The 15,536-nt window shown below is 53.7% G+C and carries 10 protein-coding genes; 1 reads left to right on the forward strand and 9 read right to left on the reverse strand.

What is annotated here, in order from left to right; all coding sequences use genetic code 11:
* Positions 1-390: 390 nt before the first annotated feature.
* The 5 genes from IEX75_RS15730 to pdxR all read right to left on the reverse strand — a co-directional run bounded on the left by IEX75_RS15730 (position 391) and on the right by pdxR (position 5,747).
* Positions 391-885 carry a hypothetical protein gene (locus IEX75_RS15730; protein ID WP_188795306.1) on the reverse strand — a complete coding sequence of 165 codons (495 nt, stop codon included), beginning with the start codon at positions 883-885 and terminating at the stop codon, positions 391-393.
* 528 nt (positions 886-1,413) lie between these two features.
* Positions 1,414-2,070, reverse strand: a complete 657-nt coding sequence (locus tag IEX75_RS15735) for an SEL1-like repeat protein (protein WP_188795308.1) — start codon at positions 2,068-2,070, stop codon at positions 1,414-1,416.
* A gap of 954 nt (positions 2,071-3,024) precedes the next feature.
* Entirely contained in the window at positions 3,025-3,447 is a 423-nt protein-coding gene (locus tag IEX75_RS15740; protein ID WP_188795310.1) for a hypothetical protein, read from the reverse strand.
* Between the two features lie 254 nt (positions 3,448-3,701).
* Positions 3,702-4,115, reverse strand: a complete 414-nt coding sequence (locus IEX75_RS15745; RefSeq protein WP_188795312.1) for a hypothetical protein — start codon at positions 4,113-4,115, stop codon at positions 3,702-3,704.
* A gap of 177 nt (positions 4,116-4,292) precedes the next feature.
* Complete coding sequence (pdxR, locus tag IEX75_RS15750; RefSeq protein ID WP_188795314.1) at positions 4,293-5,747, reverse strand: MocR-like pyridoxine biosynthesis transcription factor PdxR; 1,455 nt, start codon at positions 5,745-5,747, stop codon at positions 4,293-4,295.
* Between the two features lie 103 nt (positions 5,748-5,850).
* Here pdxR and IEX75_RS15755 point away from each other — a divergent pair, with 103 nt between their 5' ends.
* Positions 5,851-6,423, forward strand: a complete 573-nt coding sequence (locus IEX75_RS15755; RefSeq protein ID WP_229720868.1) for a hypothetical protein — start codon at positions 5,851-5,853, stop codon at positions 6,421-6,423.
* A 278-nt stretch (positions 6,424-6,701) separates the two neighbouring features.
* Here the strand turns inward: IEX75_RS15755 and IEX75_RS15760 are convergent, their stop codons facing one another.
* The 4 genes from IEX75_RS15760 to IEX75_RS15775 all read right to left on the reverse strand — a co-directional run bounded on the left by IEX75_RS15760 (position 6,702) and on the right by IEX75_RS15775 (position 15,527).
* A complete protein-coding gene (locus IEX75_RS15760; protein ID WP_188795316.1) occupies positions 6,702-8,672 on the reverse strand; it encodes a hypothetical protein in 1,971 nt (656 codons plus the stop codon).
* 882 nt (positions 8,673-9,554) lie between these two features.
* On the reverse strand, positions 9,555-9,776 hold the full coding sequence (locus tag IEX75_RS15765) for a hypothetical protein (RefSeq protein ID WP_188795318.1): 222 nt from the start codon (positions 9,774-9,776) through the stop codon (positions 9,555-9,557).
* 913 nt (positions 9,777-10,689) lie between these two features.
* The gene (locus IEX75_RS15770; RefSeq protein WP_229720869.1) at positions 10,690-12,258 is read right to left on the reverse strand and encodes a tetratricopeptide repeat-containing sulfotransferase family protein; all 1,569 of its coding nucleotides are present in this window, start codon (positions 12,256-12,258) and stop codon (positions 10,690-10,692) included.
* A gap of 113 nt (positions 12,259-12,371) precedes the next feature.
* Positions 12,372-15,527, reverse strand: coding sequence for a TonB-dependent receptor (locus IEX75_RS15775; protein WP_188795320.1), 3,156 nt, complete (start codon positions 15,525-15,527; stop codon positions 12,372-12,374).
* Positions 15,528-15,536: the final 9 nt, after the last annotated feature.

Consider the following 15,536-nt stretch of genomic DNA (forward strand, 5'->3'; position numbering starts at 1 on the left):
CTTACTTTTTAATAAAGGTCGCGTCAACGTGGCCCAAATCATTACGCCATACAAGACTCCTCCTATCGCGCATCCACCTATGAGCTGAAAACAGCGTGCTGCCGTCAAAATTCCTTGCTTTTGACTCAGGTAGGCAAACATAAGAAAAAGCGGAAGCCCTACAAAAATCTCGCCCACTGCGATGTTTCCTACCAGGGTTCTGGCGGCCCAAGTGGCGGGTCCCGACTTTATGACGCGCCTTAGTTTGCTCATCAGGATTACCTTGCCTTGCTCACGACTATGGGTTTGACGTTTGATTCGGCCAGTACTGTTGACCCAAAGATGCATCATACGTAGGAATAGGAGGGTCCCGATGCTGCCCGCGCTCCTTATTCAACTTGTTGATGTGTCTTAAAGTTCACGCACACTGATGCGATGCTTGGCGACGCAGGCTTGCAGTTGCGCCAACAATTCGTTCATTTCGCCAGGCCGCTCTTGAAAAATAATCAATCGTGAAAATACCGGGGCATCCTTTGAGCCCCTTAGTGCAAAAGAACGCACCTTACGGCCGGTCTCGAGGTTGGTGGATCTTGTAATGGTCAGATGCGCAACGTCAGCCCATTGCAAACTTTGCCAAGTCCATCGCTGCACTCTGCGAGTGATTCCCCTGTTTGAAATGCACACGTCAGCCAGACTATGGAAAAGGAGCCACGTTGCAAGTAGAGCGAAGGCTATCCCTATAGCCAGAATAATCAAGCCATCTTGCCACCCAGTCCGTCGGCTGGCCACCATTGCCAGGACGGCGGTCAGCATCACAATGAACGGCAGCCAAAAAAATGGCATGGAGCGCCATTTATATCGGTAAACAATCTCAAACTGGCCAGCTTCGTTGATCATTGTATTCATGGGCAGTTGAGGGGCGGGATCGTCGGCGAAAGCGATAGTTGACCAGGAGATACTTGGATTGGAAAGCTTTCAGCAGTAAACGTTATTGTTCAAGCCAATCCCAACGCCAGGCATGGTCGAGAAAAAAAGGAGCGTAGTAAGCAAGGATTTTTGACTACTTTCGCTCCCGTTTTTCCGAAGATAGACGATTTACCTCTTCGACTTTCTATCCATTGCTGGCTTGGCAACCGTTATCCAAATGCAGACTCCCAATACGACAGATCCTAGAGCTGCAAGCAAAAAAAGGTAGGCGACGCGATCAGGTGACAGTATTCCTTGCACATAACTCTTGTAGGAGAAGACAAAAAATATTGGAAGACCAAATACAATTCCAGAAAGAACCATATTGCCCAACGGGGACCTGCTCAACCATGTCAACTGCTTCGATCTAACAATCTGCCTTAACGTGATCATATTGATGACATTATTTAAGATGAAGTTGCTGGTATACGCATATGGAAAGAGTGTGGTCAGATAGGCAAAACTTATTCAATCCGACAAGGCTTCCTCTATATCTTCGAAGGGAGCGTCCCTATCTATAGGCATGACTTTGGCCAGCTCCTTTTGTCGCAATAGACCTGCGTCCTTATAGCGCCAAAATCGCATATATAAGTTCCTTTTGTCTTTTAGTCCGGCAGTAATAAGCATGCCACATTTTATTGAAAGCACAACGAAAACTGGCAACGAAAAAATATATAGATATTTCCTTATTTTTCGGTATCTAAGCCTTGCTAATAGCATCGCAGAAGGAATGTGCCCTGCCTTCGCTGCTTTCTCTAACATTTTTCGGGCCATCGGATGGTCTTGAAAAACATCTAATCGTGCAATCATAAACGCCCCCATAAATGGGGAAATTTTGTTTGCTTTTGCAAAATAGCGCATGCCAAGTCTCGTATCGCGCGCCAATCTCTTCCCCTGAAACACCGCTTCACCTGCAGCAACAAGGACCTCTGGGTCAGTCGACCGCATGCCGAAATTCAAAAAGAATTCGTATTCGGAGTTCAATCCTTTGCGCTGTGCAATTGATGGGAATTTATGGATAAGCATGGCTGCAGCAATGGCTTCTTTAGGATCCCCCGCCCGCGCAGAAGCGACCTTATCCAAAAGTAGGATGGTGTTACTTTCTTCTGATTTGATCGTGGACATGTATTCTGAGTGCCTGGCACCGCCAGCGGTGTGGTTGCGAGAGTCGTTGGAGCTAGATGGTTCGGCGGAGCAGGGGAAAGCGGAGGTGGTTAAAGCTACTTAACTATTCCCGCCCGATTTTCAAATCCTGCCCTATTTCACAGACGAAGCGAACATCAATAGCCCTTTTCCTTGACTCGTGTCGCTATCATCGAAATCCTCTAGCCCTTCGCATCGGCTCGATAAACACAACCCACATAATAACCGCAAATGCTATCCCAGCAGCGATGCATATAGCAGCGACGATGAGCGCTATATGCAATGTAAACGGACCCCGTTTAGGCTGCTCTACGCAAAAAAACAAAAAAAATGGCAAAGATAAAAAAAGTTGAGACGTCCACATCGCGTAAACGAAGCTGGACCACTTTGTAGCCATACGCTTAGGGTCTATAAGTTTCAGACTCATGGCATCACCCCACTCCAAATGCAGTAGAAATTTGTCCCTTGGAGATGGAATAGTAGTGCCGTGGCCAAGATACAGCACCACTACCGCCTTGACTGTTAGAGCTTGGGTTATTGGTTTGAGGTGGTACATCAGACGTGACATTGCCTATAGCTCCAAGGCCGCCAACGACGCTAGTGAAAGCGGGGCGTCGGTGCTTGGGTGAGGCGTCTTTCAAAAGGCTACTAAGTTTTTGGCTTGTTCCGTACAACAATAACGGAATATCTACGAGGTAAAAAGCCGAAATACTTGATCCTTTCAAGATACTTAATAACCCTAGGGAGGATGCGATCTTTTTCCTCTTCATTCAGTTCATGCACCTCATAATGTTCTCCTCTGGAGCAAGGTAAATAAAGCCTCCAGGCTCGATCGACGAGTTCTACATGAAAACGATATACGTCAGTATCGTCCACATACTTGATGCCCTCATTGCGAGCGACAAGACGTATGGCATAGCGATTATCGCTCATCTATCAGGACCATCGGACGACGATTGAGCATGATTCATTTCGAACGTCGACCTCTGAGCTTATTTCACCCCATGGATATCGATAAATTGTGCAGTGCGATTTCACTTCGTTAGGCGGTCCGAGCTCATTCGAAAGAAATTTATCATGACTTTTTCGGACAACTTCAAGATTTTGCTCAAGCTCATGGCTGATCGAAAAACTTACGACCTTGAGACTTTGATCATTAAATTTGAACAACAAAGTAATTCTCTTTCCGTCCAAAAATAGCGGTGAAGCTTGCTTAAGAAGCCAGCCATTTTGCATGTCGAAATCACGAATAAAGGTGACTCCATGCTTTTCGAGATCTACAGCTGACATATCAGCCATCGCGACTATGTGAGCACCAATACGGACAAGGCCGTGGGAGATATCGAAACGAACGGGCATGGTTGAGGTCATGTGACAGGCAATGTCTTAAGCGAATTCGCTAGTGCCTCGAAGCGCTTCATATAAAAACCTTTATTGTCCTTCGTCATCATGCCTGTGTGGAACGAAACAAGATCTTCATAGTTTGGCCTTTCAACAAGTTTGGCTACAATGATCCCAGTAGAGCAGCGAAACCAAGCAGGGCCACCCCGAACATATGACACCTTCACTGATGGTTTTTCGTTAATTGCAGCATCAATACTTTTAAGTGTTGCCTAGCGATCGAAGTACGGAGCTGCGGCCTCTACATATAAATTAAGCAATTCATTTGCTACTTCGTCCAATTGTGACAATGATTCGAGGATATACTCGTAGGCGCGATTCGTTCCGACAACAATGGCTTCAACGGACGCTCCGACGGTGCTCGTATCCTTTTGATATTTCTGTTCGAAGCCGGAAGTTTGGTGGAAAATGTTTTCCACTCGTTCATGACGTACCCCAACATGTGGTCGAACACGCCAGCCGGAATTATGTTCTAAGAAAACGAGCTGAAAAACATCTGTTCTTCCTTCATGCTCTCGTATGTAAGCATCTTTACGCGGGTGCGCCTTGAATCCTTTCTCCCTCATCAAGGGAGAAAGAGCTTTGTGCAAAGCTTCTTTTAGCTTTTTTCTGTTATCCGAGCGCATGTATCTATCTTAATATGAAAACAGTGGGTGGACCTACGACGTTCACTGGTGTAGGTGGAATCACTGTGCCTGCGGCAAAAGCCGAGGGCGATTTTCTAGGTTTCCAAAGCCACTGGGTCCCGGCTTTCTCCGGGACGACGAATATTGAATTAATCTGAGGTGTGTTCAGTTCGGGCTTTAGCGGTGCACCGCTAAAGCCGCAGCTACCAGCTGCTCAACTCCAGCGCGGATAGCAGGCATGCCGAGTCCACCAAAACGCAGCAGTAAACCATCGCCATCGGCAGGTTCATGCCGATAAGAACTCAATAAATGAAGTGCCAGTCCGCTGGCCTCTGCCGTACGTTGCACTTCGTGCGCATCCGGGTGGCGCAACAGGATTTGCACGCCTGCCGTGCCTTCTTCCCAGGTCCAGCCGTGGTCGGCCAGTGGCCTCAGGCCTTCCGTCAGGATGGCGGCTTTCTCGGCATACACGTTGCGCATATGCCGTACATGGGTGGAAAAATGGCCTTCATCCATGAATCGGCTCATGGCCAGTTGAATCAATGGGGCACTGAAAGCATCGAGCTGGGTGCGGATGTTGGCGAGCTGTTCGACCATGGCTTCCGGTACCACGGCAAAGGCGAGTCTCAGCGATACGAACATGGATTTGCTGAGTGTGCCGAGATAAAGCACGCGTGCATGACGATCAAGCGCATGCAGTGGTGTTGCCGGTTGGCGCGCGTGGCCGAACTCGCCGTCATAGTCGTCTTCCAATATCCAGGCATCGTGTTTCTGCGCCCATTCCAATAGCGCGATACGGCGCTGCATGCTCATGGTGAAGCCGCTGGGGAACTGGTGCGATGGTGTTACGCACGCCAGTCGAGCATGCGATGCGCGTCGCAGCCCTTCTTCGACCTGCAAGCCATGTTGATCGACAGGTACAGGTACAACGGTGGTCTCAGCAAGTTCCAGTGCGGCGCGCGCACCGGGATAGCCGGGATCTTCCACCCATGCGGCATCACCTGGGTTCGTAAGCAGCAGCGCCAGCAGGTACGTGGCTTGCTGAATGCTGTTGAAGATGATCACCTGATCCGGTACGCAGCGAATCCCGCGCAGTTGCGCAAGATGGTGTGCGAGCGAGCGGCGCAGCGCCGGAACACCGCGCGCGTCGGTGAAGTTCATGTCGGCGCGCCGCAGGTCACGCACTGCGCGCGCCTGGATGCGTTGCCATATCTGCCAGGGAAACGCCGTCGTGTCCGCCACGCCAGCGTTGAAAGGCTTGAACTCGCGCATGATGCGGCAGGCGAGGTTGCCTGCAAGCTTGCGCCCGCGTGTCGACACGGATGACACGTGCTGCACGGCTTCCTCATGCCGGGCTGGATCTGTTCGCTTCGTTGCGCGTTGGGCAATGAATGTGCCGCGCCCAATGACGCGCTCCAGCAGACCTTCCTCTACCAGCTGGCTATACACCTCCTCCATCAAACCACGTGACACGCCATAGTCGGTCGCCGCCTTGCGGCTGGATGGCATGTGCTCGCCGGCTGCAAGCGTTCCTTGCAGCACGGCATCGCGCAGGGCCAGGTAGACATCGGCGCGTCGTGGACGGTTGCCGGCTACTGGCGGCAGCAATACACCTCGGGAGCTGCGTGGCATAAGTCCCCTGATATCGGTCCGATTTAGCCGTTCAATACGGTACTGGAATGCGGTTCACGCCACAGTAGCATGGCATCGATTCTCTACTCCCACGAGGTGCCGAATGTCTTTCAAAACGTCTGCTGCATGCACGCTGGCTTTGGTAGTGATGTGCGGTGCGATTGTTGCCCTGCAACCGCTTCGGGCGAGTGCCGACACGTCTGCAGCGCATGATGGGCAGCACGATTTCGACTTCCATCTGGGTACCTGGAAAAGCGATATCTCAAAGCTCCAGCATCCGCTGACAGGCTCCACGACGTGGATTGCGTGCCAAGGCAAGATTGTGGCGCGCAAGATTTGGGATGGACGTGCCCAAATGGAAGAGCTGGAAGCCGATTGCCCGGCGGGTCACATGGAGGACATGCTGGTTTTTCTCTACAACCCAGACACGCATCAGTGGAGCCTCAACGCGGCAGCCGTCGGTGACGGTGTCATCGGCAAGCCCATGTTCGGTGAATTCAAGAACGGACTCGGCGAGTTTTATGACCAGGAGACCTACAAGGGCCGAACCATCCTGGTTCGACAGGTCTGGTCGGACATCACGCCGACGTCACATCATTTTGAACAAGCGTTCTCGGATGACGGCGGCAAGACGTGGGAGCCCAATTTCAGGGCAACGCTTACACGGATGCAGTGAGCGCGTGACGGTCGTCGAGTGGCCCAGTGGTGTCACTGGGCCTTGCGGGATGCGTGTCAAAGGAAATGGGGCTGATCACTTGCTGTATGCGTTAGCAACTTGTCCGACCAGCTTCGCCCAATCCATATCGCTATTTAAAGCAAACGCCCCCAAAAAAAGACCAGCGAAGAAACCTTCGCTGGTTCACCTCTAGGGTGAATTACCGGGGAACTCGTAACGGCAGGGACTGCCATGCACGGGGAGTCGTTTGATGGCGCTCCCCATGCATGGTCGTCGGGTTACTGCACCAGCGTCATGGCCATGATCTGTACATGGGCATTGTTCGGCAGCTGGATGCTCTGAACCGTCTTGGTATGGTCCAGATTGAATCGGTAGTTATAGAGATAGGAAGCGCTGCTGTTGCGGCCACCGACGGGTAGTTTGGCGGCCTGCAATTCACCGGCATAGCTCTGTGGACTGAGCCAGTCGCTGAGGCTTTGCGTAAAGGTCGACTTGGTGCCATCGGTGTACGTGACCGTGAAGGTTTGCGAGGTCTGGTGACCGTTCACGGCGGCCGCCAGCAACTGCAGGCCGGAGAACTGGCCGGATGGCAGGTTGATCGTCTGTCCTGATGCGCTTACGGCATTGGCAGCATTGGCCTTGCCGAAGCGATACAGCACATCATTGAACTCCAGCGATGATCCCAGCAGCTGCGCCGGATAGGCATCGCCTTTGCCATCGGCGCCGCCGGCGGCAGCGGAGGTGGTTCCACCGTTGCTGATGGCACTCTTGTTGAAAGACGATGCAAGACTGACCTGCGTGGCATTCGTGGCCGGATTGCTTAATGCATAAGACAATACTGCCACGTTGCGGTTGCTCGGCAGCAGCACGCTCTTGACGGTCTTGGTGCTGTCGATCGAGAACGAGTAGCCGTACAAGTAGAACGTCCGGTTGTCCTTGCTGCCGCTGCTGCTGTCGCGATACGCCATCGTGACGGCCTCGGATTCGCCAGGGTAGCTTTGCGGCGTGAACCAATCGCTCAGGCTTTGACTGATGACCGTGCTGCTGCCGTCGGTGTAGTTGACCGTGAAGGTCTGCGACGGCTGGTTGCCATTGAGGCCGGTCGCAAGGATGTTGAGTTCGCTGTACTGGCCTTGCGTAAGATTGATGGTGCCACTGCTATAGGCATTGGTGGTGTTGGCGGCACCAAAGCTGAAAGTATTGCCATTCCAGCTCTTCGAGCTGCCGAGCAGGTTGGACGAGTAGGCGTAACCGTCGCCATCCAGGCCACCCGTGGTGAACGTCGTGCCATCGCTGTAGATGCCATACACGCTAGGCCCTGTGGTGCTCGTTCCACCCAGTCCAGCATTGATGGCGCTGGCGTATGCGGCCGTTTCGTTCTGGCCGTTGTAAGTCTTGCCGGCAATGTCGTCATACAACCACAGGAAGGCGCCAGTAATGCCGCACTGCGAATGCCAGCTGCTTATGGCACTTTGCGCTTGCGGGGGCGTGTCGTCGGCATCCCACACGCCGGGATAAACCGGCACGCTGCCGAAATTCCAGCCGGAGCAAGGACTGTTGCCTGAGCCACCGGAATAGGTTTGCAGATGTACCCCGTCGACCGTGCCGGGACTTTGGCTATTGATCTGCGAGACCACGGACGTCCAATAGGAAGCGTTGGTGTACGGATCCACTTCCACGTGGTAGCCAAGGCTGCCGAGCATGACGGCGAAGGCAACGGTCGACGCCGAGTCGTAGCTGTTCTCGTCATCGAAGTCGACGGCGTCGACGGAGGGCAGGGCCTGTTTAAGCGCCTGGAAATCCTTGTAGAGGATGCTGCTTGGACCGGTTCCTTGCGCGTTGACCAAGGCCTTGATGTCTTGCCAGTCACCGACGTTCGACGAGCCGACGCTGAAAGTGATGCGCTTGGGTGTTCCTTGTTTCATGGTGACGAGGTCGGCAGCGAACGACGGCCAGGTGTTGTTGCCGACGTAGGTGCCACCGGATGTCAGCGGGAATTCGCCATTGAAGTTCAGGTCGCCGGCGGAATTGACCTCGACACTCCAGACCACGACTTCGGTGAAGCCGGAGTTTTCGATCTCCGAGATGTTGCTGGCCACGTGCTTGTACATCGGGCCGCCGCCGAAGATGCCGGTATAGCCCGTGCTTTGGGCGTTCGCGCTGCCGCATGCAAATGCAAGCGCCGAAGCCAAAAGCAGCAACGCCGGTTTGCGACGCCACGGCGAATGCTGAGCCTTCGTATGTTTCATGGACATGTGTCTCCTCTGCCTTTCGGCGTGTTAGCTGTTGTCGAGTGCCACGCAGTTTTCTGCGGGCACAAATCCACCTGCGGGCGATGGCTGCTGCCACGCCCCTTCAGCACTGCTTTTCAGAGATACACAAACGGGTCCAACTACTAATGCTGTTGCAAGCGAGATGACCGCCTCGCCATGCCTCCCCCAGAGTCTTTACGGATGCCGATTTTTGAATCGCTCCGAATGCTCGTGACAACGTGAGTCAAATGTCGCGAGTGGGCTAATCAATAAGCCAGTCATTAGCGTCTGTCAACAGAAATTTGCATCGATCCAAATTTAGATTTTCTAAATATATCTGATTGATAGATATGAAATTATTGTGATGATGGTGCTGCGTGACAGCAAAATAATTGAATCGATCTAATTGCCATCGGATTTAATCGGTGCTGCATACGCAAAAATGCCTGGGGCATGTGCGTGGAACGCCTTTGATATGTGCGACGAAATGCGCCGTACTTAATGTCTGAGCTGGTGCTGTTTCAGAGCGACTCGTCATTCGGACAAAAGCCGGAATTCATATATGTAGGTTGGGGTGAAAACCCCAACATCGTGGCGTATGGGTGCGTGGCAATGTTGGGGTTTGCACCCTGAGATATCCCCACGTTTTTTGCGTTGTCCAAGCGAAAAAGTTGGAGTTCAGGTCACTGTTGTTTCAGAGCGAACCGTCATTCCGGCGAAGGCCGGAATCCATCGCCAGTGCGAAGCATGGATTCCGGCCTTCGCCGGAATGACGACTGGCTTCGAAACAAACTTCATGCAAACCCAGGACTTCTCCGGCATAACGGGCAAAAAACGTGGGGATATCTCAGGGTTTGCACCCCAACCTACGAGTCTGGCTTACATTTCGACCCATGGAAGCCCAAGCACCTGCCGCAACGGATTCAACAATCCGCCATGGCGCGGCGCACGCAGTGGTTCCCGCATCTTCGGTGCGTTTCGCGTTTTGTCATAGCGCATGGTGCGGGTGAGAAACAAGTCGAGGTTGTAGCCGTTGACTCTTACCTGGCCTATCGGCGGCTGGCTTAGTGAAATGCCGCAATCGTTTAATACTCTCTTCAAAAAGAAGCATCGCTAAAGCCTGCGAGGCACTAGCGACGCTTCCTTTTCGAGCATATCTTGAGAGAAGAAGTTACGGGACAGACGGTTGAGTAATAGTCCCCTCGGCTTCTATGAGCTCATGTAAATTAGCCCCGCCGCACTGCTGCGATCCTTCAAAATAACCATATAACTCAATAGTGTAAGTACCTGCCGGCAAGAGTATGCCAATGTTCCCCGACACCGGCAAATTGGTTATATATGTACCTCTGCTGGTGAATTGTATACTGGCCCCTGCCGGAATACTGTACGGTACGGCGGTCGTATTACTGAGGTAGATTTGTGAAACGATTACCTGACGAAGACCTCCTATGTTTTGAATACTCCAACTAAGTAGCCCGGATGACGTCGTATTTCCTCCTGGATAATAGTTATATTCACCTTCAGAAGCGGGTGGATACCCGCAGGACTGAGCGTAGGAAGCGCTGGATATACCTAAAAGTAAAAGACCAACGAACGAAACAAGGAATCTAGCGAGTGTAAATCTCATGATTTACTCCTATCCGTGTTGGGTAATGTCATTTTTCGCACTAAGCGAAGGCGGTGGCTTCACTGGTGCTTATGGCCGTAATAGGGTGGGAATGTCGCGGCCGATTTGATGAATAATGAAATAAAAATCTAATGTCAAGAAAAATTTGCATCGATTAAAATTTAAATTTTCTAAATGGTTTTATTGATGCAAAAAATTATTGTTACCTACAATGCTTGGAGTTGCGTGTGAAATATTTGGTTAGATTTGGCAAGTATGCGATATTTTCACCTATTTTATACATTCACGCTAAATAGATAAAATTTTAGGTGAGGAGCTGACATAAGAGGTCGCGGGGGAGGTGGTGATTTCATCCCCTTTTATTTGTTATTACCGTTTATCCATATTTCAATTGCCAACCAGCGAAAAGCCAAGCGCCTCGCGCAACGGGTTCAATAATTCGCCATAGCGTGGTGCACGCGCCGTATCGGCACGCAGCGGTTCCCGCACTTGCATGGCACTCGGTGTGCCGATGGCACGCTGCGTTTCATTGAAACGCAGGCATGCATCTTCGAATGGCAGGCCGCAGAAGGCGAGTAGTTCTCGAATGTGTGTCTCGGGATCTTTAACCAGATTCTCGTACACGTGCTGGTAAACGTGTGCGGGTTCTTTCTCCGCCCAATGATTCGCCGCCGCGTCGAAGCTGCGCCAGTACGACGCCAAATCGGAAAACGCGCGCGTATAGTCATTGCCGGGAAAGAACTGTCGATAACACGAGAAACAGGTTTCCAGCGCATCGCGCCGGCTGATGACGATGCGCGCACCCGGCAGCATCGCGCGAATCATGCCGATGTGCATCCAGTTGTTGGGCAGCTTGTCGGTAAATAGGGGACGGCGCTTGCGCCAGTGTGCAGTCCGTTCCAGATAACGTTGGCCCAATTGCCGCCAATCATCCGCGCCCATGTCTGCAAGCCATCGTGGATAAGGCTTTTTGTGCCGGTTCGATGCTTCGCCAATGATCGAGGGCAGGTCGGCCAGCTCTGCGGTACCTTCGACCTTGGAATGCGACGCGAGGATTTGTTCGATGAGGGTCGATCCGGAACGCGGCATACCGACGATGAAAATGACTTCTGATCCCAGTTCTTGCCCGGCATCGGCGGTGCATCTTGCAGCGTTGATGGACGCGACTGTTGCCTCAAATGCTGGCGCATTCCACGACCGGTGCCTTCGAGCGATGTCGTTCGCCTCGGCCAATGCCTGCATGGATTCGGCATAACGGCCTTGATCGTCGAATGATTTGGCCAAGGCGAAACCCATGGCAATGCGGTCGCCATCGGTAGCGTGCGGGTGCATGAATGCGCGCCGGATGGCATCGCTGTCGGCTGTGTCCATGCGCAAGGTTTTGATTTCCGCCAGACCCCACCATGCCATGCCAGCCCATGGTTGTTCGGCAAGCAGCTTTCGATATTCGGCGATGGCTTCGTCGCGGAGATTGTCCATGCGCAACAAGTCGGCAAGCTGCGCCCGTGCTGCCGTGTAGCCGGGTGCCAATGCCACGGCGCGCCGTAGTGCGTTACGCGCTTCATCGAAGCGTGCAGTACGAGTCAGAAACAAGCCGAGGTTGTACCAGGCCAAGACAAAGCCTGGTTGCAGTTCGCAGGCGTGGCGCAACCCATCGATTGCCAGATCGAGTTCGCCGGCTTCGGCAAGGAAGAGGGCAAAAGCGTTGTGGTACAGAGCTTCCTGCGGGCGTTGCTGCAAAGCGCGACGCATGTCGTGCAACGCCGCTTTGTGCTCGCCGCGCAGGCTCAGCAAGCTGGCACGCATGCGTAACACTTCGGGATGATCGGGATAGCGCGCTAAAACCGGAGCCAGTTGGCCGGCGCCCTGATCGGGGCGATTCATCTCCAGCGCCTGCGCCGTGGCAATCACTTGGTTTGCCGCAGCGGGATCCAGGCCTTGCAATAGCGGATTCAAATTCATCTCCGGAAGCACGGCATACACTTGCATGCAGTCTAGCAAGCCAAACAAAGATGCCTCCAAGCCTTGGCGGACATGGAGGCATCGATGTCAACTACAGCGTCACGCTATTAGTTGTATTGCCAGCGGAATACCAACTGTCCTGTGCGTCCTGCCTGGAACGTCTCCGGTTGCATGAAGTTGGCATTGAACTGCCCGTTGCCATTGGTTATCTGGTTGACGTACGACGTCACGGTCTGGTTATTGAAGAGGTTGAGCACCTTCAAATCCACCGAGAAGGCATTTTTGCCAATAGCCCAGTCGTAGCCAATATCCAGATCCACTTGCTTGGTGGACGGCAGGCGTGTGTAGCTGCCACGGGTGTACAGGATGCTGGATGACACCGGATTGCCGGCTACTGCATTCTGCAGCGTATTGCAGTAATAGGCGTTGGCATTGTTGAGCTGATTACTGCCCACTGCCAGGGTCCCGTTCGCCGGATAGGCGGAAAGGCAGTTAACCGGGCCACCTGCGTAGTACGTGAGGGCACCACCTACACGCAGTCCTCTCAACAGATTGTCCTGATGGACGAACTTGTAATAGCCAAACACCTTGAAGGTGGACGGGATATCGTCGGCCAGATTGCCAGCGGCACCCTGCAAGAAGCCTGGCGCTGACAACCCACCGTCATAGGCGGTTGCTCCGGTGTTGGCGACGCCCTGTGTGCCCTGCGCACCGGCATAGCTGGTGGTGCCATCGGTGTTGCCGAATTCATGGCGCCATGTGTACGACGCGCTTAGATAGTACGGCTCGTCGTCCGAATAGGCGTGGTCCATCGTCAGGCTCAGCTGGTAGATCCTGCGCTTGAGCGACGAGTAGCCGATGTAGCTGTTCGGGAACGTGAACATCGTGAGCGGGCTGTTGGGGCCGTTCAACTGCACGGGGATGGTGATGTCCTTGCCCGGAGTAATCAGATATTGGCCGAGCAACACTGCATTGGGATAGCCCTTGCTCTTGAGGTAGGCATACATCTGGCCTGGATTTCCAGCACTACCCGTATTGCTGTCGATATTCGGCAGCCCCGTCAGCTCGCTGGTGAACAGCGAAGCGCCGGCCACCCAGTTGTTGCCGAGCTTTTGCTGCGCGTAAACCTCGAATTGCTTCAGCTTTGCATTTTGTGCCGAGGTCGCAATGAACTGTCCGGCCGTCAAGTAGTGCAGTCCTGCACCGGCGGCACCTTGCACGGGACCGACTTGCGTCAGGCCGGTCGGCACGGAACCACCACCCACCCCGGAATAGATATAGGTGGTCTTGGTACTGATGTAACCCTGGCCCGGCGTACCACCGTAGGCGTTGAAGTAAAGCGGTATGCCCTCGGTGTACTCACCCGCGGTGGCGCCGATCTTCAGGCTTGAATCGCCATGGACGTCCCAGGCCACGCCAACGCGCGGCGTCGCATTCCCTTTACTGTACATCTTGGTATTGATGTTATCGGTCATGGCGTAATTGTCGTAACGCCCGCCGATATATGCCGTCCAGTTCTCGGCAAAGTGCCAGCTATCGGCCAGATAGAAGCCGTAGGTGGGCGAGCTGTTGTAGTAGATACGTGGTGCGTAGGCCAAGGTGACGTACGACGTTCCCGGCGCAAAGGGCTGACCGGTCGCGGGATTAATCGTCTGACCGTTGATGCTGCAAGCCTCGTTCGGACCCAGTGCCGTGCTGCAGTGGTTGTAGGTCCACGAGTTCGGATTTGGAATATTGGACTGCGCCATGGTGGGGCTGTATTGCTCCCCGCCGAAGGTGATTTCGTGGTTGTCAGTGACGTCCCAGGTGAAGTCGACGCGGGAACCCATCATGCGGTAGCGCAAGGAATAGAGGCTGCTCGCGCCGTTGGATACCGTCTGCGTGTTGTTCGAGTTATCAGGGTCAGCCACCTGCACATAGGGCACGTTTATGCCGTACTGCGGATACGAGAAGAAGTCCTGCTGCGATGTGCCCCACATCGCCGATACCGAGAAGTTGTCGGTGATCTGGCCGTGGTAGTTGGCGACCAGCATGCGATTGCGCCAGGCGTTGGCACCCGAATATTCCAGTGCGGGTGCCGCGCTGGAAGGATCGTATGGCGTCGACAACGGATACTGGGATTGCGAGAAGTTATTGAGCTGACGATCGAAGAAAATGTTGAGCGTGTGGCCGGTGGCAATATTCCAGGTGAAGTTGCCGAGAAGCTGCTTGTTCCGGCTTTCGTTGAGGTCCTTGTACTGACCATTGTAGGTGGTCGTTGGCGTGGCACCTTGCACGCCCTGGCCATAGTTGTTCGGCTGAATTTCGGCGAGCAGATAGAAGAATGCCTTGTCCTTGACGATCGGGCCTGACACCCAATAGTCCTGCAGCACGCTTGGCGACCAGTGGTTCAACTGATTGGCAGAGACCAGGCTGCCGTTGTAGTTGTAAATGTTCTTGCCGTTTTCATTGAAGAAACCGGTGGGTGGATTGAACTGCAAATCCACGCCGCCTTTGAATTCATTCGAACCTTGCTTGATCGTGCCGGAGACGACACCACCCAAGGCGCTGCCGTATTTGGCATCCATGCCGCCGTCAACGGTGGAGATGCTGGCAAAGGCTTCGTTCGGGATCTTGTCCGGCGCAGCACCTTGCTGCATGTCGGTCATGTTGAACTCGTTGATGAAGTACCGGTTCTCGGTACCCGACGCGCCATTGAACTGCGGCGATGCACCGTGCGCGCTCGTGATGCTGGTAACGTTCGCCTGCATGGAGGCGACGTTGAGAAGATCGGCGTTGACCAGCGGCAGTCGATTGATGTCGGTGGAGTTCCAGGTCTGGATTTGCTGGCTCGTGGTGACGTCGATCGCATTGACTGCCGGTTGCGAAGCAGTGACGGTAATCGAGCTCAGCTCCTTCGTGTTGCCGGCCGCCGCGGCACCCGCCGCAGCGCCGAAGATGGCGGGGCTGTTGGAACCGGCGACCACCACCACGTTGCGCTGGTCGACAACGTTGCCGTCGCGGATCAGTTTGACGACGTAATTGCCGGGCATCAGGCCCGTGACTGAGTAATGGCCATTGGCATCGGCATGCACGGTGCTGTCGTAGCCGGTTGCCGGGTTGATCACTTCCGCGGCAATGTCCTTGCCTGCCGGCAAATTGCCGTAGACACCGCCGGTAATGCCTTGCGCAAACAGCGAGCCGCTGGCCATGGCAGTGGCCCATAGGCCAATGCGTATGCTGGCGCGCAAGCTGCTGCCCAAACGAAACTGGTACTTGCTCATTCCTGCCTC

Origin of the sequence: Dyella nitratireducens, from assembly GCF_014642835.1 — a bacterium.
Classification (GTDB): Bacteria; Pseudomonadota; Gammaproteobacteria; order Xanthomonadales; family Rhodanobacteraceae; genus Dyella_B; species Dyella_B nitratireducens.

Excerpts from the sequence above, each read along its gene's own strand:
- IEX75_RS15755 (WP_229720868.1), top strand. The coding sequence starts at position 5,851 with ATGTCTTTCAAAACGTCTGCTGCATGCACGCTGGCTTTGGTAGTGATG.
- IEX75_RS15740 (WP_188795310.1), bottom strand. The coding sequence starts at position 3,447 with ATGCCCGTTCGTTTCGATATCTCCCACGGCCTTGTCCGTATTGGTGCT.
- pdxR (WP_188795314.1), bottom strand. The coding sequence starts at position 5,747 with ATGCCACGCAGCTCCCGAGGTGTATTGCTGCCGCCAGTAGCCGGCAAC.
- IEX75_RS15735 (WP_188795308.1), bottom strand. The coding sequence starts at position 2,070 with ATGTCCACGATCAAATCAGAAGAAAGTAACACCATCCTACTTTTGGAT.
- IEX75_RS15760 (WP_188795316.1), bottom strand. The coding sequence starts at position 8,672 with ATGAAACATACGAAGGCTCAGCATTCGCCGTGGCGTCGCAAACCGGCG.
- IEX75_RS15745 (WP_188795312.1), bottom strand. The coding sequence starts at position 4,115 with ATGCGCTCGGATAACAGAAAAAAGCTAAAAGAAGCTTTGCACAAAGCT.
- IEX75_RS15730 (WP_188795306.1), bottom strand. The coding sequence starts at position 885 with ATGAATACAATGATCAACGAAGCTGGCCAGTTTGAGATTGTTTACCGA.
- IEX75_RS15775 (WP_188795320.1), bottom strand. The coding sequence starts at position 15,527 with ATGAGCAAGTACCAGTTTCGTTTGGGCAGCAGCTTGCGCGCCAGCATA.